The 26,327-nt window shown below is 60.6% G+C and carries 19 protein-coding genes; 11 read left to right on the top strand and 8 right to left on the bottom strand.

The annotated features are described in order from the left end of the window. Positions 1 to 12: 12 nt before the first annotated feature. From AAC850_RS10945 to AAC850_RS10920, 6 genes are all read right to left on the bottom strand, one after another. Positions 13 to 1,437 carry a sugar MFS transporter gene (locus AAC850_RS10945; protein ID WP_340588789.1) on the bottom strand — a complete coding sequence of 475 codons (1,425 nt, stop codon included), beginning with the start codon at positions 1,435 to 1,437 and terminating at the stop codon, positions 13 to 15. A gap of 76 nt (positions 1,438 to 1,513) precedes the next feature. Beyond that, positions 1,514 to 3,787 carry a glycoside hydrolase family 3 protein gene (locus AAC850_RS10940; protein WP_340588788.1) on the bottom strand — a complete coding sequence of 758 codons (2,274 nt, stop codon included), beginning with the start codon at positions 3,785 to 3,787 and terminating at the stop codon, positions 1,514 to 1,516. Between the two features lie 186 nt (positions 3,788 to 3,973). After that, positions 3,974 to 5,179, bottom strand: coding sequence for an MFS transporter (locus AAC850_RS10935; RefSeq protein ID WP_340588787.1), 1,206 nt, complete (start codon positions 5,177 to 5,179; stop codon positions 3,974 to 3,976). Then, positions 5,169 to 6,239 carry a LacI family DNA-binding transcriptional regulator gene (locus AAC850_RS10930; protein WP_340588786.1) on the bottom strand — a complete coding sequence of 357 codons (1,071 nt, stop codon included), beginning with the start codon at positions 6,237 to 6,239 and terminating at the stop codon, positions 5,169 to 5,171. Before AAC850_RS10930 ends, AAC850_RS10935 begins: the two co-directional genes overlap by 11 nt. Position 6,240: 1 nt before the next feature. Beyond that, entirely contained in the window at positions 6,241 to 7,311 is a 1,071-nt protein-coding gene (locus tag AAC850_RS10925) for a glycoside hydrolase family 16 protein (protein ID WP_340588785.1), read from the bottom strand. A gap of 76 nt (positions 7,312 to 7,387) precedes the next feature. After that, positions 7,388 to 10,561 carry a TonB-dependent receptor gene (locus AAC850_RS10920; RefSeq protein WP_340588784.1) on the bottom strand — a complete coding sequence of 1,058 codons (3,174 nt, stop codon included), beginning with the start codon at positions 10,559 to 10,561 and terminating at the stop codon, positions 7,388 to 7,390. 243 nt (positions 10,562 to 10,804) lie between these two features. Between AAC850_RS10920 and AAC850_RS10915 the strand changes: the two genes are divergently transcribed. Both AAC850_RS10915 and AAC850_RS10910 read left to right on the top strand, forming a co-directional pair. After that, on the top strand, positions 10,805 to 12,310 hold the full coding sequence (locus tag AAC850_RS10915) for a tryptophan halogenase family protein (protein WP_340588783.1): 1,506 nt from the start codon (positions 10,805 to 10,807) through the stop codon (positions 12,308 to 12,310). A gap of 95 nt (positions 12,311 to 12,405) precedes the next feature. Next, positions 12,406 to 13,086 carry a response regulator transcription factor gene (locus AAC850_RS10910; RefSeq protein WP_340588782.1) on the top strand — a complete coding sequence of 227 codons (681 nt, stop codon included), beginning with the start codon at positions 12,406 to 12,408 and terminating at the stop codon, positions 13,084 to 13,086. Between the two features lie 95 nt (positions 13,087 to 13,181). On the opposite strand, the gene AAC850_RS10905 is transcribed toward AAC850_RS10910, so the two are convergent. Together AAC850_RS10905 and AAC850_RS10900 are read right to left on the bottom strand one after the other, a co-directional pair. Next, the gene (locus AAC850_RS10905) at positions 13,182 to 15,863 is read right to left on the bottom strand and encodes a TonB-dependent receptor domain-containing protein (protein ID WP_340588781.1); all 2,682 of its coding nucleotides are present in this window, start codon (positions 15,861 to 15,863) and stop codon (positions 13,182 to 13,184) included. 112 nt (positions 15,864 to 15,975) lie between these two features. Further along, on the bottom strand, positions 15,976 to 17,550 hold the full coding sequence (locus AAC850_RS10900; protein WP_340588780.1) for a hypothetical protein: 1,575 nt from the start codon (positions 17,548 to 17,550) through the stop codon (positions 15,976 to 15,978). A gap of 285 nt (positions 17,551 to 17,835) precedes the next feature. On the opposite strand from AAC850_RS10900, the gene AAC850_RS10895 reads away from it, so the two are divergent. From AAC850_RS10895 to virB11, 9 genes are all read left to right on the top strand, one after another. After that, a complete protein-coding gene (locus AAC850_RS10895; RefSeq protein WP_340588779.1) occupies positions 17,836 to 18,204 on the top strand; it encodes a tetratricopeptide repeat protein in 369 nt (122 codons plus the stop codon). Positions 18,205 to 18,340: 136 nt separating this feature from the next. Continuing rightward, a complete protein-coding gene (locus AAC850_RS10890; protein ID WP_340588778.1) occupies positions 18,341 to 18,982 on the top strand; it encodes a lytic transglycosylase domain-containing protein in 642 nt (213 codons plus the stop codon). A 2-nt stretch (positions 18,983 to 18,984) separates the two neighbouring features. Next, complete coding sequence (locus AAC850_RS10885; RefSeq protein ID WP_340588777.1) at positions 18,985 to 19,281, top strand: TrbC/VirB2 family protein; 297 nt, start codon at positions 18,985 to 18,987, stop codon at positions 19,279 to 19,281. A 10-nt stretch (positions 19,282 to 19,291) separates the two neighbouring features. Beyond that, positions 19,292 to 19,573, top strand: a complete 282-nt coding sequence (locus AAC850_RS10880; protein WP_340588776.1) for a VirB3 family type IV secretion system protein — start codon at positions 19,292 to 19,294, stop codon at positions 19,571 to 19,573. A 51-nt stretch (positions 19,574 to 19,624) separates the two neighbouring features. Further along, positions 19,625 to 22,054, top strand: a complete 2,430-nt coding sequence (locus AAC850_RS10875; protein ID WP_340588775.1) for a VirB4 family type IV secretion/conjugal transfer ATPase — start codon at positions 19,625 to 19,627, stop codon at positions 22,052 to 22,054. After that, complete coding sequence (locus AAC850_RS10870) at positions 22,051 to 23,262, top strand: TrbL/VirB6 family protein (protein WP_340588774.1); 1,212 nt, start codon at positions 22,051 to 22,053, stop codon at positions 23,260 to 23,262. The genes AAC850_RS10875 and AAC850_RS10870 overlap by 4 nt, the downstream gene beginning before the upstream one ends. Next, positions 23,259 to 24,056, top strand: a complete 798-nt coding sequence (locus tag AAC850_RS10865; protein WP_340588773.1) for a TrbG/VirB9 family P-type conjugative transfer protein — start codon at positions 23,259 to 23,261, stop codon at positions 24,054 to 24,056. Before AAC850_RS10870 ends, AAC850_RS10865 begins: the two co-directional genes overlap by 4 nt. Before the next feature lie 14 nt (positions 24,057 to 24,070). Beyond that, positions 24,071 to 25,228, top strand: a complete 1,158-nt coding sequence (locus tag AAC850_RS10860) for a TrbI/VirB10 family protein (RefSeq protein WP_340588772.1) — start codon at positions 24,071 to 24,073, stop codon at positions 25,226 to 25,228. 6 nt (positions 25,229 to 25,234) lie between these two features. Beyond that, positions 25,235 to 26,272, top strand: coding sequence for a P-type DNA transfer ATPase VirB11 (gene virB11 / locus AAC850_RS10855; protein WP_340588771.1), 1,038 nt, complete (start codon positions 25,235 to 25,237; stop codon positions 26,270 to 26,272). The last annotated feature ends 55 nt before the right edge of the window (positions 26,273 to 26,327 follow it).

Genomic DNA, 26,327 nt, shown 5'->3' with positions numbered 1-26,327 from the left:
GCGTGGTCCGGATCAGGCCACAGCAGGACGCCGCGCAAAGATACCGAAGCCAGCAATAATCGCGTAGCAGATCACCGGAATGATCATGGCCATCGCAAGGTTACCGCCTGTGGCATCGGCCACCACGCCGTAAAGCAGCGGAACCACTGCGCCACCGAAGATGGCGACATTGATGATCCCCGAACCGTCAGCCGCACGCGGCCCCAGCTTCTCACAAGCGAGCGAGAAGATCGTCGGGAACATGATGGAATTCATCAAGCCAACTGCGAGCAGCGAGTAGGCCGCCACTTCGCCGCTCGTTTGGGTTGAGATAACGATTAACGTGATTGCACCAATCGCATTGAAGGCGAGGATCTTGCCGGGGCTGAATGCGCGCAGGGCTGCAGATCCGATGAAACGGCCTATCATTGCTCCGCCCCAGTACAGACCGATCATCCAGCCGATAACGCTTTCAGGCTCACCCAAAACGCGTTCGGCGGAAAGGTAGTTGATGATGATCGAGCCGATGGAAACTTCAGCGCCGACATAGAGGAAAATACACAAGGCCCCATAGCTGAAACGGGTCCGCTTCAGCAGGTCGTTGTCGTAAAGCCAAAGCGCAGGCGCCAGCAGGATCACGAAAGCACCGAGCCAGCCGTTTACCTGGAGCGCCAGGAAGGCACCCAGAGCGGCGAGAGCTAGACCAACCAGGTAGCGGCTATTCGAGACCAGATCACCGTCGCCCATGGTCTTTGCATCATGCGGCAGGCGATTTCGGAACTTCCACACCGCAAATGCAACAAGTGCGATAAGCGCGGCAACGCCGAGATAACCCTGCCAGATCGCCTCGCTCTCGGCTGCGCGATAGGCTTGCAACGCCGCGCCCTCGAGCTGGTCCGCAGATACGTCGGCAAGGCTGCCGAGAATGACGGCAGCGCCGACGATCGGGAAAACCGTCGTTCCCAGCGAATTGAAAGCCTGCGCAAAGGTCAGCCGGCTGTGCGTGGTCGATGGCGGGCCAAGCAGGCTGATGAGCGGGTTCGCCACCACCTGCACGATCACCACACCGCTGGCGAGGATGAACAAGGCGCCAAGGAAGATCGCATAGGTTGCCGTCTGGCTGGCAGGAATAAACAGCAGGCAGCCGATGATCATGGTGCAAAGACCGGCAACTGCGCCGCGCATGTAGCCGATCTTCTTCACCAGCTTCGCGCCGGGAATGCCGATCACCAGATAGGCGGCAAAGAAGCAGAACTGCACCAACATCGCCTCGGTATAGCTGAGAGTGAACAGCTCTTTCAGCTTGGGAATGAGAACATCGTTGAGCGAGGTGATCCCGCCGAAGATGAAGAACAGACCCATCACGAAATACTGCAAGCCCGGTGCGTTGACCGGCGGTGCATCGTCGGTCACAGGCATCGGGTCGGTGCTGCTCGAAACGTCAGGCGCAAGGGCCATATGCTAATCTCCCCAAAAGACGGGCCGCTTTTGCTAGCAGCTCCGTAGAATTCAAATCACCATCAAATCGTTCAGATCAAAACAGACACTCGGCGCCCTCGGCCACATCGACACGGGAAATCGTGGCGATGCGGATAGTCAGCGGGTTTACTGTATCCAATTCCAGATCATTGCCCAGATCGGGCAGGCAGGAAGTTGTGAGAACCATCTGGCGCCAGCCCTTGCCCTCGGCAATCGAAAGCCCCTGTGTGATGTCGAATGTGCTGCCGCCGCTGGTCAGCGTCACCGCCGCAGTCGGACGCGCTTCAAGCGAATATTCAATCACGTAGGCATTGGCATCGCTTTCGCCTTCCAGCCGCAGATTGCCGCCTGACGTAAACGCCAATTCGCGCGAGTCTTCCTGCGCATTGCGATCAATTCCGCGTGCGACCAGCGTGGCAACGCGGCCGATCAGGTTAGGGAGCGGTGCATCCATAGAGCTGGCTGTCACGCCATCGGCGAGGCGACCGGCAGTGAACCAGTCGTTAGCCGGACCGGCTTCCAGCGGACCGCAATCTTCGCTCAGCATGGCGAGCGGCGATGTGTCTGACAGCGAGCGGCCATAGCCGACGGCGAACAGCGCACCATCGGGGCCATTGAGCGGTTCGCCCTCGCATGATGCGGGCCAGGAGAATGACAGCCGTCCGCTCGCATCGCGCGTGCCTGTCAGCACATCGGCAATGCCGCCGCCTTCGCCGCCCGGCAGCCATGATGCGACAAAGGCATTGGCCACGTTAAGCTCGCGGTTCACCCACAACGGGCGACCCGAAAGGAATACGGCAACGGTCGGAATGCCCTGTTCCTCGAAAGATCGCAGAAGCTCGAGCCCCTCTTCGTCGCGGAAAGCCAGATCGCGCTGGTCACCGGCAAATTCGGCATAGGGTTCTTCACCGAAGACCACCACGGCGACATCGGGCCGCGTGGTGAAGCTGCCATCGGGAGACAGGTTTGCAACGCCGCCATTGGCGGTGACCGCACTGTGCAGTCCTTCCCAGATCGATTCGGCATTAGGGAACAGTGCGCGATCAAGATCGGTGCCGCCCTGCCAGGTCAAGGTCCAGCCACCAGCGGACTGCCCGATATTGTCTGCCGCACTGCCAGCCACGAGCACATTGGCTCCGGCCGCCAACGGAAGCACACCATCGTTCTTCAGGATGACTTGAGACTGCGCCACGGCTTCCCGCGCAATGGCGCGGTGTTCGGCCGAACCGAGCAAGTCGAAACGCCCGGCGACTCCGCGGGCGGAGGGGCGCGGTGCATTCTCGGCCAGGAGCCCAGCGCGATATTTCACGCGAAGAACGCGGGTCACGGCTTCGTCCACCCGCGCCATCGGGATCGTGCCATCGTTTACCTGGGCAACCAGCGTTTCCATCAGGCCCTGCCAGTCGTCCGGGACCATGAAGATGTCGAGGCCCGCCATCAGCGATTGCGGGCAATTGGTGACCTCGCAACCGGCGACCTGCCCGTGACCGTTCCAGTCGCCCACAACCAGCCCGTCAAAGCCCATTTCGCCGCGCAGAACATCGGTCAGCAAATCACGATTGCCATGCATCTTGCGGCCGTTGATCGAATTGAAGCTGGCCATGATCGATTCCACGCCCGCGTCGATTACCGCCGGATAGGGATGGCCATGCAGCGCCAGCAGGGCATCGATATCGCCCGTGACCTCGCCCTGGTCGACGCCGTTATCCGTGCCCCCATCGCCGAAGAAATGCTTGGCTGTGGCGATGACCCGGCCCGTACCGAGGAAATCCTCGTCACCCGGGCGACCTTGTAACCCCTGAACCAGCGCAGCGCCCAGTTCGGCAACGATTTCAGGGTCTTCGGAATAGCTCTCGTAAGTACGGCCCCAGCGATCATCTTGCGCGACCGCCACGGTCGGCGAGAAGTTCCAGTCGATCCCGGTTACTTCGATTTCCGCAGCGGTCGCGGCACCGATCTGGCGGACGAGATCGGCATTGCCCGTTGCGCCCAAGGCAATGTTGTGCGGGAAGATCGTCGCGCCCACGACATTGGTATGGCCGTGGACCGCGTCAGTACCCCACATGGTCGGGATGGCCGGCTCGCCATCGGGAAGCGGGCGAACCGATGCATCGTACATTTCATCGGCATAGCGCAGCCATTCCGACGCCGGAGCATACTCATCGCCGTAAGGGCCGCCATTGCCACCGTTGAGATAGCTGCCGAAGCGGTAACGCTCCATGTCTTCGGGCGTGAAGGAATTGATTTGCGGCTGTATCAGTTGCGCGATCTTGCGTTCGAGCGACATGCGCGAAACCAATGCTGCAACGACAGCGTCTTCGCTACTCACCGGCGCTGTCACGCTTTCCATTGGCGCATTATCGACTGGCACAGTGGCGCAAGCCGCCAAGCCTGCACTCAATAGCATTGCCGCTGCGATCGCTCGCATAGAAACCCCTGCCCGCATAATTTCCTCTTAAATTGGGAACGTTCTCAAGAACGGGTTTTTGCACGCCACAAGGTGCAAGGCAAGCGCCTATTTTGCCCTTTGCGCACTCATCAGCAGCAAACAGGCGAGACCGGCGAGAACAGCGAGGACGATGAAGAGGCCCGCAAAGTCGAAAGCCGGGACCATCGCCAGCGTCAAACCGGGCATGATCAGTGAGGGTGTGGTGTTGGTCAGGTTGAACAATCCGAGGTCGCGGCCCCGATTTTGCGGTCGCGGCAAGACCCGCAGCGTCTGCGCTGAATGCAATGCCAGGAAGACGCCAGCGGCCAACCCGAAAATGGCATATCCGATGAGCGCGACGGTAATGCCGGGGGCAAGCGCCATCACCAGCAGCGCCGCACTGCTCACGGCAGCGGCGATGGCCAGCGGAAATATCGGCCGGTCATGTCGGTCCGCCCACCGCCCTGTCCATAACGTAACAGGCACCGCAACCAGCAGCACGATGCCGAATACCTGCGCCGCATCATTGTCGCCGATCTCGGGCGAAATTGAGCGAAGCCAAAGATAGAGATAGGCAAACAATGCAGCCTCCGCGACCTGCACCAGCAGCCGCGCGATCCACATGCGCGCTACAATGCGACGGGGATCGCGCATCTGTTGCGCCGGGGCGTAGTTGGGTGTGGTCAGCTCAGCAAATGGCACGGGCCTCCCGAACAGCAGCACCGGCAGAACGCAGGCCACCACCAGACCTGCCACCAGGACCATGCGTACATCGGCTTCCGCGAGACCGGGGATCGTGACCATGGCTCCCGACATGGCACCAAGTGCGGGAGCGAAGGCAAGCAGGCCGCCAAGCGTGCCCTTTTGCCGATCCGGCACAACATCGCCGGCCCATGCTGCAAGCGGACCAAGCATCATGTTGAGGGCGAGCTGCCACGCCACCAGCATTCCGATCAGCATCGGCAGGCTGCGGGCGCTCGACAGGACGACCAGCATCGTCGAGCTCAGAATAAGGCCCGCAAGGATCCAACCCCGCCGGTTGCCGGTAATGTCGGACAGCCAGCCGAATGCGATGTTGGCAAGGCTCGCAGCGATGGCTCCGGCAAAGGCAATATAGGCGAGCCAGGCGACACTCTCTCCGCCTGCCATGCCTTCGACGCGTACTGGCAAAAGGATGGTCAGGAAGGGGACATAAGCCACCGCGCCGCCGGCCACGGCCAAGGCATAGAGGAGCAAGAACCGGCGCGTCTGGACTTGACCGCCCGCTTGCCCGGCTTCGGCGTCAGTCGTCATTGCCGTGCGAAGGTCTAAGCGCCGCTACCGATTGCCGCTCGACCAGCTTGCCTTCGACGACGACGGGCATGGGCGGCATTTTCTCTCCGCGCGAGGAGGTAATCAGCAATTCGACCGCGCGGCTGACGGTTTCCGCCACCGGCTGGTCTATTGCCGTGAGTGGCGGCTGGACGAAGCGGACTACCGGCGTGTTGTCGAAACTGATTATCGAAAGATCGCCCGGCACGTGCATCCCCAATTCGTGCGCGACGGCATTGGCCGCCATGGCCATCTGGTCATTGCCGGCGATGATCGCGGTAGGCCGCTCCTTCTTCGCGAGCAGCGTTCGCGTTGCCGCATCGCCGGAATCGTATGAGAAATCGCCGATTTCGCACAACCCCTCGGTCGGCAGGCCAGCCTCGCGCATGGCGGCCTTCCAGCCGTCCTTACGCCATTGGGTTATCGCATATTCCATCGAACCCGCGATGAAGGCGATGCGCTCGTGACCCTTTTCAAGCAGGTGTCGCGTTGCCATCGCAGCAAGTTCATCATCGCCCATGGTGATCGATATATTCTCGCCATTGGCACGCGATCCGATGCGCGCAAATCGGATGCCCGATGATTCGAGCAGGTCGGTAATCAGCTTGTTGTCCGAATGGGGCGGCGTCAGAATCACGCCATCGGGCTGAACGGCTGCGATCACGGCGTTCAACTCGCGCTCGACATGGTCGCTGTGCGTATCGACAAGCTCGAAAATCAGCCGGTAGCCGTACTCCGCGCATTTCAGCATTCCGCCGAGCAGCATCTGGTCGACCCAGTCGCGCCCCTCGCGCGCGCGCCAATCCTCGATCGTGCGGTCCCGGTCATTGAGTGCAAGGATCAGGTAGGAGCGCGAACCGCTCATGCGTTGGGCGGCAATCGACGGGACATAACCCAGCTTGTCGATGGAGGCCTGCACCCGCTCTTTCATCTCGGGACGAACGTTGGCTTCATTATTGATGACACGGCTAACCGTCTGCAGGGAAACCCCTGCATCGGCAGCTACGTGCTTGATAGTTACAGATTGGCGCCTGCGAGCCACGTCAATTCCCCCCGGTACAACCTTGACCGCTAGCCGGATCGGCATCGCATTGCCAGACTCTCACCCAGTCCACCTCCAGACGCTTGGGGAATCCTTCGGCAGATACGCCGCCAGCAGATGTATTTTCCGGCCAATTCCCTCCGACCGCAAAATTGAGGATCAAATGGAAAGGCCGGTCGAACGGCGCGTTCGGAGCAGTGCTGGCGGCGGTGAACCATTCCGACGCCTCCATGGTCCCGAAAGGCTCGCCGTCGATAGACCAGGTGAAGCGGCCTTCTTCCCAGATAACGCCATAAGTGTGGAATTCGCCGTCGAGCACGCCTGGAAAGGCGATTTCCCGGCCACGATAGACATTGTTCGGCGGAGAATTGCCGAAATGCAGCGTGCCGAGCACGGAGTGTTCGCCCCCTGCCTCGCAATCCGCGCATTCGACACCGAGGTTGACCGCCTCCATGATGTCGATCTCGCCGGATAGCGGCCAGCCGCCGTAATCCTCATCTTCGGGAAGCATCCAGAACGCGGGCCATGTACCCTGCCCCTGCGGCAGCCGCGCACGCATTTCGAAGCGCCCGTAAAGCCAGCTGGCATTGCCCTTCGTGGTTATCTTGCCCGACGTGAATGGTTGGGTGCGCTGTTCATCGGGATCGCTCTGGAAGGGCGCCATATGCGCAGGCCAGGCATCGCCGGTATAGCTTTCCTCGCGCGCTATCAGCGAGAGCACACCGTTCTCAATTGCGATGTTTTCAGGCCTCGCGGTGTAGCATTGTCGCTCGTTGTTGCCGCCGCCCCAGCAGTCGGCAATCATGTTCCAGCGGGACGTATCGAGCTCCGCTCCATCGAACTCATCAGCCCAGATCAATTGCCACGTCCCACCGGTAGGCGACGGGGTGGCACTGGGTGTCGGGCTGGGTGCGCTTAAAATGGGGGTGCCGGAAACATTACCCTCTCCGCCGCACGAACCCAGCGCCAGGCCAACAGCAAGCATGGCGGCCGATATCCTGCATTTGTGCGCTGCTATCATCGTCTCACCTTCTGCCAGCCATTTCTGGCCAACCGGATTCGGCGTCAACAAAAAAGGGGCTCCGGCGCTGGGAGTGCGCCGGAGCCCCTTTTCAAACCCCCGTCCGAATGGAGCTCAGGCATTGCGGTCAGAAATTGAACCGTACAAGGAAAGTGAAACGGCGGTCGTTGCGATAGGCCGAGCGTATGATGCGCGTCCCGTCGAAGTCGACTACCGAACTCGTCTGGGTGACTTCATCGAGCAGATTCACTCCCTGTACACCGATTTTCACATTTTCGGTCAAATCGTAGAAGATCGACGCGTCAAGCTGACCGGTGTCCTCACCCCAAATGGGCGAGAACGGGAAGATCACGTCGCGCGGGGTTTGCAGGAATTCCGAACGCCAATTGTAGGCTGCGCGGGCCGAGAAACCGCCGACTTCGTAGAACAGTGTCGCATTGACCGTGTGCTCAGACACACCGGGCTGCGGCAAGTCACCAAACACATCTCCCGAGGACGAGAAATCGTTCGAGTCGATATATGTATAAGTGAACTGACCGCCCAGATACTGGAGCGGACCCGGGAGGAATTCCCAGACATCCTGATAGGCAATTTCGACGCCCTGCAAATTGGCTTCGCCAAAGTTGATCGGGCCATTGACCTCGACATCAATCGACACGCCGGACGGGCTGTTGAATTCGCGAACCGTCGGACCAAAGCCGAACAGATTGCGGAAGTCCTTGCGGAACGCCGCCACCGTAATCGAGCCAACATCGTCGAAATAGTATTCTAGGCTGAGGTCGTAATTGTCCGATTCAATCGGTCGCAGCAGCCTGTTACCGGTGAAGATCGCGAACAGCGGTCCGTTTTCAAGCGCACCAGCAAGTTCGAGCGCACGGGTGTTGTCGAAGATCGCACCGCCGGTTCGGAAGTCGGAAAGATCGGGTCGCGAAATGCCTTGCGAGAAGGCCGCACGTGCGAGCAAGCCGCCACCGAAATCGAGCTTGAGGTTGGCGCTGGGCAACCAGTTTTCGTAGACGATATCCGCGCTGTCATCGATCACTTCACCGGTGAACGCAGCGGCAAATTCTGCCTGGCGCGCGGTGCTGAGCGAGCAGTAACCCGGAGCCTGCTGTCCAGGCTGGATATTGCCGCACGCCGCAGCGATTTCCGCCTGTGTCACTACGCCATCCATGTCGCCATCGAAGAAGTTACCGAAGGGGAAGTTGATTTCGCCATCGGATTCTGTCGTCGTTTCGACATAGCGAAGGCCAATATTGCCCGACAATTCCCAGCCATTGCTGAAATAGGTGCCGAAATCGAGGCGCGCATAGGCCGCACGCGTCGATTCGGTAACGTCGGAAATCTCGCCCGGCAGGAACACGCTGTCACCAACCGTGCCGCCGCGCGCGCTGATCGGGAACCAGGCATTTGGCGTCAGGGTAAAGGCGGTTATCGCATTGGCCTGGTTGGTGATCTCGCCGCTCAGATAATCCTGAACCATGTTATCACCACCGAAGAAGAATGCTGAACCGTCTCCTAGCGGAGTTGGTGCATTGCCGCGCTGAAAATTATCACCGAACGGGTTGCGGACACTGGCCGACTCCGGGAAATCGAAAACATAGGCGCCGCCGCATCCGAAGGCCTGGAAGTCACCGCAGTTCCAATTGCCGCCACGACCCGTCCAAGGTGCACCAAGATTGCCCCAGTTTGAGAAATTTGCACTTCGCGTAACGCGGTTGCGTTCCGACCAGCGCGCGCCGAAGCGTGCCGTACGGAAGAAGCCATCATCCGATAAATCATATTCGAGATCGCCGCTCAAGCTGTAAAGATCACCGTCATTCTCGACCTGATTGTCGAGCAGGAACCAATAGAATGTCCGCGCCGGATCATTGAAGTAGGCAGTATTCGATGTGCCGGTACCCGGCTCCAGGAATTGCACCTGCGGCGTGCTGCCGGTATTGTCGATCTGCACATCGCTGTAGGTCTGCATCGCAGAAATGAAACCATCTTCCGTGCGATCAGACGAAATGACCTGGCCTTCGAAATTCAGGCGCAAACGATCACTCAACTCGAAATATGCTTCTGCCGAAAAGTCTTCGGTCGTGGCATCGTCTTCACGCTGGAAGCGCAGAAGCTCTGTCGGGATGCCGCCGGCAGCGTTGCCCACGAAGGGTTGAAGCTGGGTGAGAGTACCGGTCTGAAAGACGCCGTTTTCGTCAAACGTCCAAGTCGAACCGGCAGCCTGCACTGGGAACAGACCATCGTCATTCACAAGTGCGAGAGCGGCGAACTCGTTGAGCGTCGCCTGGGTTTCAGCGCGCAGATATTCCAACGTCAGCAGGAAGCGTCCGTCATTGCTCTCAAACTGGCCGACCGCAGAATAGGCTTGGCGATCGCGTGTCAAATCCGTCGTACGAACACCGGCACCCTTGGGAGCGATTACCGTTCCTGCAGGCGGAAAGTTGGTGGCGTCGAAATTGGGATCGCCGAAATATCCGCCCGAACCGACGTTCACCACGCGAAGGCAGCCGCTGTCTAGCGTGTCGGCGCGATAGCAGGGGTCAGTCAATTGCGAAGCGTCGGTGCGTGTCACTAGCTCTTGCTGCGCGTAGCCGAGCTGCAATCCGAATGTGCCGATTCCGGTATCGAATGTATTCGAGATTAGCCCCGAAAAGCCCGGCGACCATTCTTCCGCCAGATCGCCGTAATTGCCTTCGATCGTTCCCGCGACATGGAAGCCGGGATTATCGAGGGGCTTGCGCGTCACAAGATTGACGAGACCGGAGATATTTCCCTCGATCATATCGGCGCTAACGTTCTTGTAGATCTCTACGCGACCCAGGAGCTCGGGTGAAACGTCATTGAATGAAAGGACACGGCCGCCATTGGCTGAGAAAATCTCGCGGCCGTTCAGGTTGGAAAGCACATAGGGAAGGCCGCGGATGATGACATTGGAGCCTTCGACCGAAAAGCGGTCTGGGTCATCGCGCTGCTCGAAGCGCGAGATGTTGACGCCGGGAACGCGCTGCAGCGCTTCTGCTACCGAGCGGTCGGCCAGCGCGCCGATATCTTCGGCGGTGATCACATCGACGACAGTGTCGGCGTTTTCCTTGAAGTCCTGCGCACTCTCTAGCGAAGCGCGGAAACCACTGACGACAATCACATTGTCTTCGTCCGGATCGGCTTGGGCTTGAGCGTCGTCACCATCGGGCGCATCCTGCGCAACTGCGACATTGGGAACCGATGCTACCAGTGCGAGACTGGAAACCGTAGCTAGCGTACGGATGCGATTCGTGGACGTAATTGTGGTTTTGCGCACTGTTTTCTCCCCTTCGATGCGGGACTTAGGTCCTTGGCCGCACCGGCATTACACGATCCCGTTTTCGGGATTTCTCACCCTGCATATCAAAATTGTTAGCGTTCACAAGTGGAAAAAATGAACGTTCACAACCGTCGCGGCTTGGTGTAACATTTTTGCAATCATGGACCAAAAGGCTTTCCGCCAGCACACTATGCCAAATTGGCGCGGCGCGTTAGTGGGTTCTTCGGGAGATAAATCGCGATGGCAATCGAACATATCGTAATCGTCGGCGGCGGCACTGCGGGCTGGATGGCGGCGGCTGCGCTTTCCAGGCTGCGCAAGGGGCGTGAGCTTGCCATCACTCTGGTCGAAAGCGAAGCCATCGGTACTGTCGGCGTCGGCGAAGCAACGATCCCGCCCTTCGTGGACTTCCAGCGCCTGCTGGAGATCGACGAAGCAGAAATGCTTGCCTCCGTGCAGGGGTCCTTCAAGCTGGGCATCCAGTTCGTCAACTGGGGCAATGTCGGCGACAGCTACATCCACCCGTTCGGCAATTACGGGTATGAGATAGACGGGCTGTCGTTCCATCATATCTGGCATCACTTCAAGCAACAGGGCGACAATCGACCGATCCAGGTGTTCAACGCTGAGACTATGGCAGCCTATTTTGGTAAGTTCGCCAAGACCGAAGATGTCAAGCGCGACGACCTGCCGCCGATCAACTACGCCTACCACATCAACGCAACCGCCTATGCTGGCTTCCTGCGCAAATATGCTGAGAAGCGCGGCGTTGTCCGTCAGGAAGGCAAGATCGAAGATGTGAAGCTGGACGGCGAAACCGGCTTTGTATCGTCGGTTACGCTTGAAAGCGGCCAGAAAATCGCCGCCGATTTCTTCGTCGATTGCTCGGGCTTTCGCGGCCTGCTGATCGAACAGGCGCTGGAAACCGGTTATGAGGAATGGACCCACTGGCTGCCGTGCAATCGCGCAGTGGCACTGCCCTGCAACCGCGACGATGGCAGCCCGCCGCCGCCGTTTACGCGGGCCACGGCCCACTCGGCAGGTTGGCAATGGCAGGTCCCGTTGCAGCAGCGCAATGGCAACGGCCATGTCTATTGCGATGCCTTCATGGAAGCGGACGTGGCGACCGATATCCTAATCAAGAACATGGCGGGCAAGCCAACGGCCGAGCCGAACCATCTGCGCTTCGTCACCGGACGGCGGAAGAAATTCTGGAACAAGAACGTAGTCGCGCTCGGGCTGGCGGGAGGTTTCATGGAGCCGCTGGAATCGACCTCGATTCACCTGATCAACACCGGGATCAACAAGCTGATCGCGCTGCTTTCGCTCGACGGAGTAAACGAGATGCAGGCGCAGTCATTCAATCGCCTGTCGGCCAAGGAATATGAGCGTATCCGCGACTTCCTTATCTTGCATTACAACGCAACCCAGCGCAGCGATTCTGAATTCTGGAATTACTGCCGCACGATGAGCGTCCCCGATAGCCTGACCGAAAAAATCGAACTGTTCAAAATGAACGGGCAGATTTTCCGCGAGGACGATGAACTCTTCACCGAGACAAGCTGGGCCGCCGTCATGATGGGTCAGGGTATTTCGATGACCGGCCAGAATGCCATGGCGGCGACGCTCGATCAGGCCAAGACACGCGCTGAGCTGGACGAGATCGAGAAGTCGATCCGCTTCTTGGTCCAGCACATGCCTGGCCACGGTGATTATCTGCAGCGATACTGTCCGGCCCCGGCCTGACCTCAATAGCATTCGCCAGAAAAATTGGCGCGCCTTGTCACAGCGCGGTCAAATTTGCGCGGCACCCGTTGGGCTGGATAACGGGGCCAGATACGATGCAACGCGTCAGCATTTTCACGACCGATCAGGAAACCGCTTGTGCTGCGGAATTTGTTCATGGCGACACGCTGTTCGAATTTGCGTTGCTCACCCCTGACGGTCCCAAGCGGCTGGTCGAAGGCCCTGCCTGGGCATTTGTCGACTGGGTAATGGACGACCTTTCAGGCCTCGAGATGGTACGCCGGTTGCGCGCCGATCCACGAATGGCCGATGCCCATGTGACGATGATCCTGGAAGAAGACGATGCCGAAGACCGTCGGCGCGCGCTCAAGGCGGGAGCAGACGATTACGCCGTCGCGCCGCTTGATCGGCAAGACATGCTTGACCGGGTTCTGGCGCTTCATACGGGAGAGCGGGTGATCGGGCCGGAACGGCTGATCGAACATGGCGACCTTGTCATCAACAGCGCGAGCGAGCAGGCGCGCTGGCAGGGTGAACCGATAGCGCTGCGGCCCAATGAATTCCGCGTCCTGCGCTTTCTTGCCGAAAACCCCAATCGCATACTTTCCCGGCAGGAACTCATCGACGCGCTCGGCAAGGATGGTCCGCCGGAGTACCTGCGCACGGTTGACGTCTGGATAAAGCGGCTGCGCTTTGGCCTGCGAGAAGTCGGTGCAGATAGCCTGCTGCGGACGGTCCACGGAAAAGGTTACGTGTTCGACGCGCCCGAGAGTTGAGCGCAAAAACACTGCAACGTGCGAAAGTCAGGCTTGTCCGCTTGACCAGCCCCCTGCCAACTCGGCAGGGGGCTGCACCCTTACCAGGATGGCCGTCAGAAGGTCATCGAGAGTGACGCGGCGAGCGATGTGCCCACGTTGTAGGAGTTGATCTCTGCTCGCTCGACACCGTTTGTCTGGAACTCTTCATGGCCCCGGCCAAGGATATTGCGCGCTTCCAGCTTGAACTCCGCTGCGGCACCGAACAGGTCCAGTCCCTGTCGATAGACCAGGTCCACTGTCAGTCCCGGATCCTCGACAATGTCAGGAAGACCTGATGTGCCGCGGCTCGTCACCCGCTCACTGGCGTAATTTACCAGCAGGGTGAACTGCTGCAATTGGTCGAGATCTTCGAGACTCACCTGGAAATTGGCGAGATGGTCGGATTGCCCTGTCAGCGGCACTCCATCGATAAAAAGGTTGGATGCCGGCGTCGCGCCCCCCGGGAACAGCAGGGTCATGTCATCGGGATCGACCTGGATTTCAGAATTGGTCCAGGTGTAATTGGCAAACAGCGCCAACTGCTTGCTTTCGAAAAAGCCGCCGACGTCCATCAGGTCCACGGTGTAGGCAATGTCCGCCTCGACCCCGAAGAGCGTGGCACTGGGCGCATTCGCAAAACTGGTGAGCTGGGCGTTGTCAGAGAAGCTTGAGAACGCCTCGATCGGGTTTTCGATGTCCTTGTAGAAGCCCGCCACCGAAATCCGGTCTCCGCCACCAAGGAAATATTCGCCGCGCGCCTCGAAATTGGTCAACTCGCTGTCGATGAGCAAGGGGTTGCCGTTGAATTGACGGTTGGTTTCGGGATCGTAATAGGTCTGGAAGATCAGCTCGCGAAACTGCGGGCGCGCAATTGTACGCGATGCATTCAGGCGAAATTGCAGGTCTTCCACAGGCTCGATGGTGATGGTGGCTGCAGGCAGCCAGTATGCGTTTTCGAGCAGTGTGGAGGCATTCGACCCGGTTTCGACATCGAACACGCGAACGGGAATTACCGTCTGGACCGCGTCCTCATATCGCACGCCGGCATCCAGGCTGATCCCGGGAACCACTTCCCAGTTTACCCTACCGTAGCCCGCTTGCACTTCGAGCCCGGCGGCAAAGGCGGGATCGGATTGCGTCGATTCAATCAGGCCGATGTCGTAATATTCGATGATTGCGTCGCCCAGCAACAGGTCGGGCCGCAATGCCCCGACGCCATCGGGTAGGCTCGTTGGTGCGTTGAACAGGAACTCGCGGCGCTCCGAATAGCGTTCGGTCTGACTGTAGGCATAGCCGACGGTCGCCACGAAACTGTCGAACACTGGATAGCTCAGGTCGATACCGCCCGACCACAGCTCTTCCTGCAAGTCGGAAAAGACCACCGAAGCATCGCCGGTCTGGCGGTCGAGCACGTTAATAAACGTATCGCTGAACTCACCCTGCGCATTGTCGCGAACATATGTGAATGTGTATTCATACGGCGCTTCGCGATCGGTGCGTGCAAAGCCGCCGCGCAGGTCGACGCCCAGATCGCCGAATTCCAGTTCTGCCACCAGCTGGGTGTCGATCAGCTGGCGTTCGAACCACCCGGTCTGTTGCTGCTGGATGCTGTCATTGTCCTGGAAATCCTCGCCCTGCGAAAACGAGGCCTGCTTCAGTGTGTCGCGGATAAGAAGGTTGGTAAAGCGGACCCGGTGGTCGCCGATTTCCAGCCCGATGCCCACCATCGCGTTGGCGAGCACCCGGTTGTCGGTCACGATATCGTTGAAGTCGTTGTCGAGCGAAAAGTCGGCCAGAACCGACTGTGAAGTGATGTCGCGCGTACGCCATTTGTTGCTGATCGATCCGGTAAAGATCAGCCCCAACACCCCGTCGCTCCCCACATCGACCGATGTGCCGGCGGACAAATTGGCCGACCAATTGGGCTGCACATCGCCGATCTTCTGCAGGAGAATAAGGTTCGGATTGCCAAACTGGAACGCGATATCAGCCTGCGTAACAGGCGCGCCATCAAGATTCTGCGCGGAATCGAGCGGCACATCGCTCAATTGCAATCCGCTGTCGAAATAGGCCTGCAACGCCGGCGGCGCGTCGCGCGTCCCATCGTCGAAACCGAACCAGTCGTAATCGGAGCCATAATAGGCCAGCCCGTTGTGGAACGTTGTCTCCGTATCGCCGCTGACGCTGCCGCCGATCGTCAGGAAGCTTTCGTCCGGCACCGCACGGGTGGTCAGATTGATAACACCGCCGCCAAATTCACCCGGAAAATTGGCCGAGTATGTTTTCTGCACCAGGCTGGATGCGACCACATTCGTCGGAAAGATGTCGAGCGGCACGACGCGGCTCAATGGCTGCGGCGATGGCAGGGAAAGGCCGTTTAGCAGCGCCAGCGAGTAGCGGTCGCCCAGGCCGCGCACATAGACGAAACCCTGCCCCTGCACCGAAAGGCCGGTCACCCGTCCGAGTGCGCCTGCGATGTCTCCCTCACCAGTGCGCGCGATGTCCTCTGTGGAAAGCACGCTGACGATTTGCGACGAGTTCTGTACCGGATCGCGGTTTATGCGTCCCGTCACGATGATCGATCCGCCGGGTATCGATACATCGGGCTGTTCGGCTACGTCCTCCAGCGGCTCCGATGCTGGCGTGTCTTCAGGAACTGGCGACTCCGTGCTGTCCTGTGCAAACGCCGCGGTCGGCATGGTCAGGGCGGTGGAGATGAGCAGCAACGCCGCCAGCTGTTTGCCAGTGGTCTTCATCGGGAAATCCCTCATTGTACTATCCGGTAAGCAAGGCGGGCTGATCCGGCCCGCTGGATGGACAAAGGGGATGCGAAAGCCGCGTGGATGATCGCACCCCCTTTTCTTCGGTTCAGTTAAAAACCGGGATGCTCGTGCAAGCGCCGGTGTTGTTGCCAAAGCTCACTGCCGATGAATCGCAAGTCCAGCCCTGCGTCCAGTCGTTGGAGGCGCTGACGGCACCGATGAATGAGGACGCTTCGAAGAAAGTGCCAAGCGAAGTCACATCGAAAATCGCTGCAAAGCCATTCTCACCGGAGCCGTTGAGGTAGCCGTTGACGAGCGTGTTGACGTAGGACTTGTTGTTACCCGCCCCCGTGTCGAAAATGCCTTCCGCCTGTGCTGCGGTGACACCGCTGCTTCCGTCCCGGAAGTCGGTAGCGCAGTCGAGCGCGACGGACTGAAAGCGAGGCGGACCGACATCATCGAGCCCGGCAGCAGCCGCACGTATCGTTTCTGGCAGGTCGATGCGAATGCACGCGGTCCCGCCAGCCGATGCGTCCCAGACCAGCGTGTTGTACAAGCCGTAATCGGTGCCGCCGCGAATGCGGACGACCTGGTCGCCATCCTTGCGCTGGATAAAGGTCGCATTGGCGATTGTCGTATTCTGGCGCGGCGTCTGGTCCTGCAGGCCGTTGTTCGAATCGGCCTCGATGATTGCATCGCCGATACCGGCGCGCTGGGCTGCGATGACGAACTGCATGTTGGCCTTCACACCCGTATCGGTGTCAAGCGAATCGTCTTCCGCGCCCGCCACGATCAAGCGCTTGATGTTCACGAACCCGCCGAAAAACTCGACCCCGTCGTCCGAAGAATTGACCGACTGGATGTTGCTCAGGCTGGTGCCCGTGCCGGTGCCGCCGGTCGTCAGGGACTGCAATTCATTGTCGCCCGAAAGCACGAAGCCGGAATAGCGGATCTGTACGAAGCGCATCGTGCCCGAGCTGTCGTTGTTCGTCGCACCGCCGAAGAAGGATGGCGATGCAGCACCTTCGACCTGCCGTTCGCACGCGATGGTGCCTGGTGTGGCGCCCGGTGCGACGCAGTCGGTAACCGGTGCGCGGCCCGACAACACGACGCCTCCCCATTGGCCCGACGAATCGGCATTGTTGAGGCCCAGGATATTGTCGCGACTGGTAAAGATGATCGGCCGCGACGAGGTCCCGACCGCGTTGATTGAGTTCCCGCGCGTCACGTTCAGGAAAGAAGCACCGGTGGCATAAAGGATGACCCCGGGCTCGATAGTCAGTTCGACATTGGTATCGCTCAGGCCGTCGGATGCATCAGGTGTTGGCCCGCCATCGGTGCCGACATTCACTTCGCCAGGCAGGCGATAGAGCAGGCCGGGGATGCGCGGCAGGGTGGAGGAGGTGTTAAAGCGCAGCGGTGTCGCGCAAACGCGCCACTCGCCCTCCGGACCGGTGATAGTTCCTTCATCGGTCAGGCCTTGTGCATCGGCAATTGTCGGACAGCCATTGGCTGGCGTCACCGCCGCGCTGGTCGGCATTGGTGTAGGTGTTGGCGTGGCAGGCGGGTTGTTGATTGTGATGTTGCCGCCCGTGCCGGGCGATGCGATTTCGTCCGGGCCGCACGCAGCGAGCGCCAGGAGTGAACTTCCAAGAATAAGCGAACGGGAAAGATTAGTCACAGCGGTCGGCCCCTCAAATTGCCAGAAAATACGGACAAGCGAATTTCGATGTCGAAAGGGGCTCTAGGCGCGGCGCGTGACACTTTGTTTGCGTCTGTGTGACGTATCGGTGAATCTGTTGAAAGAAACGATAAGCAGCTGAATAGTAGTCTTTATTTCTGGAACCAGGAACCGGGCTGCACCTACACCGCATTGTCTGTTACACATTTATGACATTGTGACAGTTTTATTGCAGCAAAGGCCTGTTCACCGCATAAACCAGGCATAACGACAAGGAGGAATGCCATGTTTGCAACGCTCGCTTTCGCGCCGCTAGTGCTGGCCCAGGCGGCTACTGCGCAGATGGTCGAACAGAATTACGAAACTGTCGATGTCGCTTACGAAGAACTGGCTGAAGGTGATGCTGCAGCCGCTGTAGCGCAGCTTGAGGCAGAGCTTGCCGAACACGGCGGCCACCCCGCGCTTTATATCAACCTCGGGAGCGCCCACGCCCAGCTAGGCAATTTCGAACGCGCCGGCTTCTATTATGGTGAAGCGCGTGATTGCGAAGAAGAATACGAAGTCGAGATGGCCAATGGCCGTTGGCTCGGTTCGCGCGAAGTTGCCCGGCTCGCACTGGCAACTGTTGAACTGGAAGCCCTCGCCGCGCGCTAAAAGGCGTAAGTTCAGACAGTCAAAGGGTTCTTAAAGGCCCGGCGGTTAATTTCGCCGGGCCTTCACTCATTCACGTCACGTTTGTCACAGCACTGTCATTTCGTGTAGGCAGGGGGCCGGTATTGGAAGGGCTCGCATGATTCTACGTTTGGGCAATTTACTGGCGACATCGGCTGCGGCGCTTGCGCTGACGGTTATTTGCGCCGTGCCTGCGCAGGCCGATGTGCTCGAGATTGGCAGCGATGGACAAGCGCGCTGGATCGCGGGCGGCGTCAGTCATGCCGAAACCGCACATCTTGCAGCGCTTGCGGAAGTGCCGGTCGATGTCATCGCCATCCTGCCCGAAGAAGCCCTCGCCGACACACGGCTCCACGCCAGTGGCATTCCCGCTGCCTACGCCGGACATGTGGCCAACCTGGCGCACCGGTTCGATCTCAGTCCGGCCCTCATCGAAGCCGTCGTATGGCAGGAAAGCCGCTGGCGTGCCGATGCCGTTTCTCCGGCAGGCGCGCGCGGGCTGGCTCAACTGATGCCCGGTACCGCCCGCGATTTGGGCGTCGATCCGGATGATCCGATCGCCAATCTTGAAGGCGGCGCACGTTACCTGCGCGAACAGCTCGATCGTTTCGACGGCGATCTTGAGCGCGCGCTTGCTGCCTACAATGCTGGTCCCGGACGGGTTATCCGTTCAGGCGGCATTCCACCCATTCGTGAAACACAAGTCTATGTTTCGTCCATCATGGGCAGGCTTGCAGACCATTCCCGGAGTCCTGAATAACAATGCACATTTTTGCCCGTCTTGCCGCGTTTTTGACGTTGCTGCTCCCTTCTGCCGCTTTCGCTCAGGATCCCGCCGGCTCCGGCCCGATCAACAACGCGTTCGGCTGGATGCGCGATACCTTGCTCGGTACGGTGGCGACGACGGTGGCAGTCATGGCGGTGGCGGCTGTGGGTTTCATGATGCTGACCGGCCGGGTCAACTGGCGCTTTGGCGCAACAGTAATCATCGGCGTTTTCATCATCTTCGGCGCTGCCTCCATCGTGGCGGGCATCCAGGGCGCGGCAGCGGTCGGATAGGGCTGGATCGATGCAGATGACCCGTCACCCCGTCCATCGCGCGCTTACCCGCCCGCAGATGTTTGCGGGCGTGACGTATAATTATTTCGTGATCAATGCGCTGGTGACGACGGAGGCTTTTCTCATTCTGAACAGCTTCTGGATCGTACCCATCCCGATCATCATGCACGCGTTCGGCTATTTTGCGTGTTTGCGCGAGCCTCGGTTCTTTGACCTCTGGATCACGAAGGTCAGCAAGTGCCCGCGCGTGAAGAATTACAAGCGTTGGGGATGCAATTCCTACGCCGCGTAACAGGTGCATCCAAACAGGCCATCGCGACGTAGCTATGGCAAGGAGAATCGCATGAACACCAAGTGGCTTGGTGCCGCTGGATGGAGCGCCAAGGAGGCGCATGCGGGCGATCGGCTGCCTTATGCGCGGCTGGTCGACGAAGGCGTGATGCTGCTGCGCGACGGCTCGTTGATGAGCGCGCTGCAAGTGCCCGGCCTGCTGTTCGAGACAGAGGATACCGACGCGCTCAACGCCCATGCGGCCACGCGCGAGGTGATGCTGCGTTCGAATCTCGACGCGCGCTTCGTGATGTATCACCACGTCATCCGCCGCCGTGTGGCGGTAGAACTGGAAGCGAGATTCGAAGATCCGCTGTCAGCGCATATCGACCGCCGCTGGCGCGACAAACTCTCGTCCGGATCGCTGTTCGTGAACGACCAGTTCATCACACTCGTGCGCCGTCCCGCGCGCGGCAAGGCGGGTTTTGTCGAACGCGCCGGCAAGTTCTTCAAGGGCCGCGCAGCCGAAGCCGAAGACATCGATCCGCGAGACCTGCGCACCCTGCGCGCTGCCATGCAGGCGCTCGCCGCGAGCCTTGGTGACTATGGCGCGCAGCCGCTGGGCGATTACGCCGGACCGTCGGGACAGGCGAATAATGAGCTGCTCGAACTGCTGTCCGCGCTTTACAACGGGGAAATGCGTCCGGTGCGCCGCCCCGACATGGAAACCGACATCGGCCGGATGATTCCCTATCGCCGCGCCAGTTTCGGGATAGACGCGATGGAACTGCGCGGTTCGAGTGGCGCTGATTTCGCCTCTATGCTCAGCCTCAAGGACTATCCCGAGGCGACCAGCGCAGGGCTGCTCGATTCCATGTTGCGCCTGCCGTATGAAATGGTGGTGAGCGAGAGCTTCGCACCGCAAGAACGCCAGAGCGCGCGCGAGCGGATCGATCTCGCCATCCGACGATTGAAGAGCGCCGACGAAGATGCGCAGGCTGAACGCGCAGACATGCTGGCGGCGCGGGACGAACTGGGTGCAGGTTCGGTCGGATTCGGCGATCACCACTTATCGGTTCTGGTGCGCGAACGCAGTCTCGAACGGCTCGACGATGCCACCGCTTCGGTCGCGGCAAGCCTTGCCGACACTGGCGCGATCACGGTGCGCGAGGACACCAATCTGGAGCCGGCATTCTGGGGCCAGTTCCCCGGTAACGAGCATTTCCTCGTCCGCCGGGCGATGATCTCGACTGCCAATATGGCAAGCTTCGGCAGTCTCCACGGTTTCGCGCTGGGGCAGGCTGACGGCAACCACTGGGGCGAAGCGGTCACGCTGTTGCAGACCACCAGCTCCACACCGTTCTTCTTCAATTTCCATCATGGCGACTTGGGGAATTTTTCGGTCATCGGGCCGTCGGGATCCGGCAAGACAGTGGTCATGAATTTCCTCGCCGCACAGGCGCAGAAGTTCAGCCCGCGTACCGTGCTGTTCGACAAGGATCGCGGTGCAGAGCTTTTCATTCGCGGCATCGGCGGCAGCTACGACCGCATCCGTTCGGGCGAGCCGACCGGTTTCAACCCGCTCGCGCTGCCTGATACGCCCGTCAACCGCGCGTTCCTGCGCGATTGGCTGGGCGTGCTGCTAAAGGCCGAAGGGCCCGAAGAGCTTGCGACGATCAGCACCGCGGTCGATGCAGCCTATGCCAATGACAGCTCGCTGCGCCGGTTGCGCCACTTCAAGGAGCTGGTTTCGGGCAGCCGCCGTCCGCAGCCGGGCGACCTAGGTGATCGCCTGTCGGCCTGGATCGAAAGCGGCGAGCATGGCTGGCTGTTCGATAATGCCGAGGACAGGCTAGACCTTTCGACCCGCGTGATGGGCTTCGACATGACTGCGCTGCTGGAAAACCCCAAGCTGCGCACCCCTGTCATGATGTACTTGTTCCATCGTATCGAGGAACGGCTGGATGGTGAGCCGACGATGATCCTGATCGACGAGGGCTGGAAGGCACTCGACGACGAGGTCTTTGCCGCGCGCATCCGCGACTGGCTCAAGACGCTGCGGAAGCGCAATGCCCTGATCGGCTTTGCTACCCAGAGCGCGCGCGATGCGCTCGACAGCAAGATCTCCGCCGCGCTGGTCGAACAGACCGCCACGATGATCTTCATGCCCAACGCCCGCGCGCGGCCCGAAGATTATTGCGATGGTTTCGGTCTGACCGAGCACGAATTCGCGCTAATCCGCACCCTGCCAGCGCACAGTCGCTGTTTCCTGGTGCGCCAGCCCGATGCCAGCGTAGTCGTGCGGCTCGACCTGTCGGGTGCTCCCGAAGTGCTGACAGTTCTGTCGGGTCGCGAAAGCAGCGTGCGGCGGCTCGACCTGCTGCGCGAAGCCGTCGGAGACGATCCTTCGCAATGGTATCCCGCGCTTACCAATCGCCCCTGGCCGGGACCGACCGGTGAAGAGGTGGACGACCGCAATCTCGCGCAGGAGGCCGCCGAGTGAGCAGCACCGTCGCCAGCGTCGGGATCGAATGCCAGCGACAGATGGAATCTGTCGGCGCGGGCATCGGTGCTTCGCTGCGCGGCGTCGATTGCGCGGCCAATGCCATGGCTGAAGCCGCGTTCAACCGGCTGTTCACCGAGGGTGGTTTCCTTGGCCCTACGCTGACCATCATACTCACGATTTTCGTCGCCTTGCTCGGCTTCGCGCTGATGACAGGACGAACCCGGATCGGCCTGGCAACGCTGACGCCCAAGATGATTACGCTGGTCGCTGTCGTCACTTTCGCCACAAGCTGGTTCGTGTTCCAGAGCGTATTCTGGAATCTCGCCGTCCTGGGCCCGGATTCGATTGCCACCGGGCTGATGGGCACAAACGGGTCTGCTACCACGATTTTCGCGGACAAGCTCGATGCCGTCATGCTGTCGCTGATGCAGGCGTCAGGCGACGGCGCGATGGACGCGAACACGTCGATCTTCTCTCCTCCGGGCTTGCTCTGGTCGGGCGGGACGATGTTGCTACTGGGTACGGTCGGCGTGCTGGCGACGACCAAGATCGCGCTTGCCATTTTGATGGGCATCGGCCCGATCTTCATCCTGCTCGCGCTGTTCGATGGCACGCGCGGGCTGTTTGTCGGCTGGCTGAAAGGCGTGGTGATGATGGCCATGACCCCGCTGTTTGCCGTTCTGGGAGGTTCGCTGATGCTGGAATTGGCAATTCCGGTCCTCTCGAGCCTTGCGGCCAGCCCCGGCGAAATCGACGTGCGTCCCGCGATGGCGTTTTTCATGATCGGCGCTGTCCATCTCGCGCTCATGTTCATGATTCTAAAGGTGATGGGCACCATGGTATCGGGATGGACAGTTTTCGGCCTTGCTGGTGGCAGCAAGGGTGACGAGCGCGATTTTGCGCTCGCTGCGGCGGCTGCCGCGCCTGCGGCAATGCGTGCCGCGCCGCCATCGGCACTCACCACCACCACCGCGAATGATCGCGCCGCACAGTCTGCCCCGCCACCATCACGCGATATCCGCGTGGCTTCGGCAACACCGCTGGCAGCGAATGACAGCGGCGCGATCCACACGCGCGAAACACGCATCGTGGGCGGTAGCGGCAATCCAGTGTCTGCTACCCCCGACTCCACCCCTTCTCGCGCTCGCGGCATTGGCAGCCGCTTCAAATCCGCGCCCATCCGCTCCACGGAGAAAATGCAATGATCCGCACCGGCCTTCTGGCAGTGCTTCTCGCAAGCTCGCTTATGGCGACCCCGGCACTCGCGCAAAGCGATCCGCGCATGATCGAACGGCTTTACGATCCTACCGAAGTGGTGCGGATTGAAGGCAAGACCAATGTCCAGACCACGATCCGTTTCGGTGACGACGAGTCGATCGAGAACGTCGCTGTCGGAGACTCGCAAGCCTGGCAGGTTACGCCCAATCGCCGCGCGAACTTGCTGTTCGTGAAGCCGCTCGCCCCACGCGCCACGACCAACATGACCGTGGTGACCAATCGCAACACCTACTTGTTCGACCTTGTTGCCAACCCCGCCGCGCGCACACCGCTTTACATGCTGACTTTCACCTATCCCGAGGAATTGCAGCCTGCAGAAGATACGCAACTGGCATCCCGACCTCCGGCGGTCACTGCAAATGCGCTGGAAATGGCGGCCGCGAACGATGATTATGCCATACTCGATCCCGCGCAGCTTAACTTCGCGTGGGCGGGAACGGGCGTCCAGAGCCTGTTGCCTGCCGAGGTCTACGACAATGGCGAGGCAACTTTCCTGCAATGGCCAAGCGGGCAGGCCATGCCGGCCATCCTGCTCAAGGATCACGAGGGCAACGAAGGCCCGGTAAACTTCGCCGTGCGCGGCGACACGATCGTGCTCGACCTCGTACCGGGCGAGATTATCCTGCGCTCGGGTGATGATGTCGCCATGTTGACCAATCAGGGCGATGCCGGAGCCTATCTGGCTGACGGCACGGCACGCCCCGAAGCCGAACGCAATTGAACGGAGCTTAAGCCATGAAACTTGCCATGCGCCTTCCGGAGAAGAACAGCGGCGTCGCCAATGATGCCGACCCGCGCGACAGCGAGACGACCGAGGTCATCGACCTGGCCAGCCGCACGTCCTATCCGGCGGTAGCAAACCGCAAGGGCAAGTCAGACGCGCTCGGGCTTGCAGCCGGTATAGGCTTCGTCGCGCTGCTCGGCGCTGCGACGTTGTGGGGCCTTAATGCCAGCAAGGTGAACGAAGCCGAAGCTGCCCGAGACAATGCAGCGCAGCCGGCCCCACCGCCCGAAAGTGTTGTGCCGGTCGGTGAAGCCAGCGCCGATGGTGCCACCGCTGCCAATGCCGTGGGCGTAATCCCGCAGGCTGACCCCGCCCCTGCTCCGGTACTGGCGCGGGTGCCGGGTACGGACCTTGGCAGCGCGCCAAGCCTCAATCCCTATTCCTCCCCCACGCTTGTCTTCGACGGCGGAGTTGCACCGTCTTCCGCCGCAGCCAATGCTGCTGCTGCCGAAGCCGCCGCAGCAAACGGCCCCGCAAACGCGGTCGTCCCCGGCGCAGGCCCTGCGGGTGATTTCGCTGCACGCATTGGCGGAGTTGGTGGCGGCACGGCTGTCGCGCGGCAGGACATCGATCCGGCCACGACCGTGACGCAGGGGACGATGATTCCCGCCATCCTCGAAACCGCGATCAACACCGATGTGCCCGGATTCGTGCGCGCCGTGGTAAGCCAGGACGTGCGCAGCTTCGATGGCAGCCGCGTGCTCATCCCGCGCTCCAGCCGCCTCGTCGGCCAGTACCAGTCGGGCCTGCAGGCAGGGCAGCGCCGCGCCTATGTCATCTGGCAGCGGGTCATCCGGCCCGACGGCGTGACTGTCCAGTTGCAAAGCCCGGCCACCAGCTTCGATGGCACTGCTGGCATCGCGGGCGATGTCGACACGCATTTCTTCAGCCGCTTCGGTTCGGCCATGTTGCTGTCGGTCATCGGCGGTCTGACGACCGTGGCGAGTGGCGGTGCATCGGTCATCCTCGGCGGCGGACAGAGCGCAGCCAACACGGCCTTGCAGCAGGACGGCCAGCGTTCACCAACCGTGCGCGTACGCATGGGTGAACCGATCCGCGTTTACACCGCGCGCGATCTCGACTTTGCACAGGCACCACGGGCACGCTGAAGCGTCATGAGTGCCGAGATCCACCAATTGCCCGGCGAAGAGGCTGACAAGGCGAAGGATGGGCCGCCGCGCGTTTCGGGCGGTTCGGTGTATCTCGACGCCTATCTTGCGCCGTTCCGCGAATGGCTGGAGCGCGATACGGTCACCGAAATCCTCGTCAACCAGCCGGGCGAGATGTGGATTGAGGATGCTGCCCATCCCGGCGGCGGAATGCAGCGCGTCGAACTGGATGCGATTGACGACAAGCTCGTGCAGCGGCTTGCCGAACAGGTTGCGCGGGTTAGCCACCAGGGCATCAACCGCGAGCATCCGTTGCTCGGCGCGACCTTGCCCGATGGAGCGCGTATCCAGTTCTGCGGTCCGCCCGCCACGCGCAAGCACTGGGCCATGGCGATCCGCCGCCATCGCCGGCTCGACCTTCCGCTCGACGCCTATGATACCGGCCCGCTTTCGCAGGCAGAGGAAGACGACCTGCCCGATCCGGTGCAACAGCCGATCGAATTTCTGCGCGGTGCCATCAAGGCGCGCAAGACTATCCTGATTTCGGGCGGCACCAGCACCGGCAAGACGACCTTCCTCAACGCCATGCTGGGCGAAATCCCGCGCCACGAGCGCGTCGTGCTGGTGGAAGATACGCCCGAGCTCAAATTACCCGGCGCCAATGGCGTTGGCCTCGTGGCGGTCAAGGGCGAGCTGGGTGAGGCCAAGGTCACCGCGAATGAATTGCTCCAATCAGCTCTGCGGCTGCGGCCCGACCGCATTGTGCTCGGCGAATTGCGCGGTGCGGAAAGCGTGTCGTTCCTGCGCGCCATCAACACCGGCCATCCAGGCAGTTTTTCGACGATCCACGCCAATTCGCTGCGCGGCGCATTGGAGCAATTGAGCCTGATGGTCATGCAGACCGGCATCGGGCTGACCCGCAGCGATACCATCGCCTATGCAGCCAGCGTGATCGACGTGATCGTCCAGCTGGGCCGGGCAGACGGCAAGCGCGGAATCACCAATATCGCCAACGCCAGCGACCTTGCGGAAAATTGGCACTGACCATGTCCCGCGCCGCGGATCGCTTGCGGAGCAGCGCCCGAGGGGGCAAATAGGC

The organism is Erythrobacter alti, from assembly GCF_037996805.1.
GTDB classification, from domain to species: domain Bacteria; phylum Pseudomonadota; class Alphaproteobacteria; order Sphingomonadales; family Sphingomonadaceae; genus Alteraurantiacibacter; species Alteraurantiacibacter alti.
Note: the sequence above shows the minus strand (reverse complement) of the source record. Positions and strands in the feature narration are given on the sequence as shown.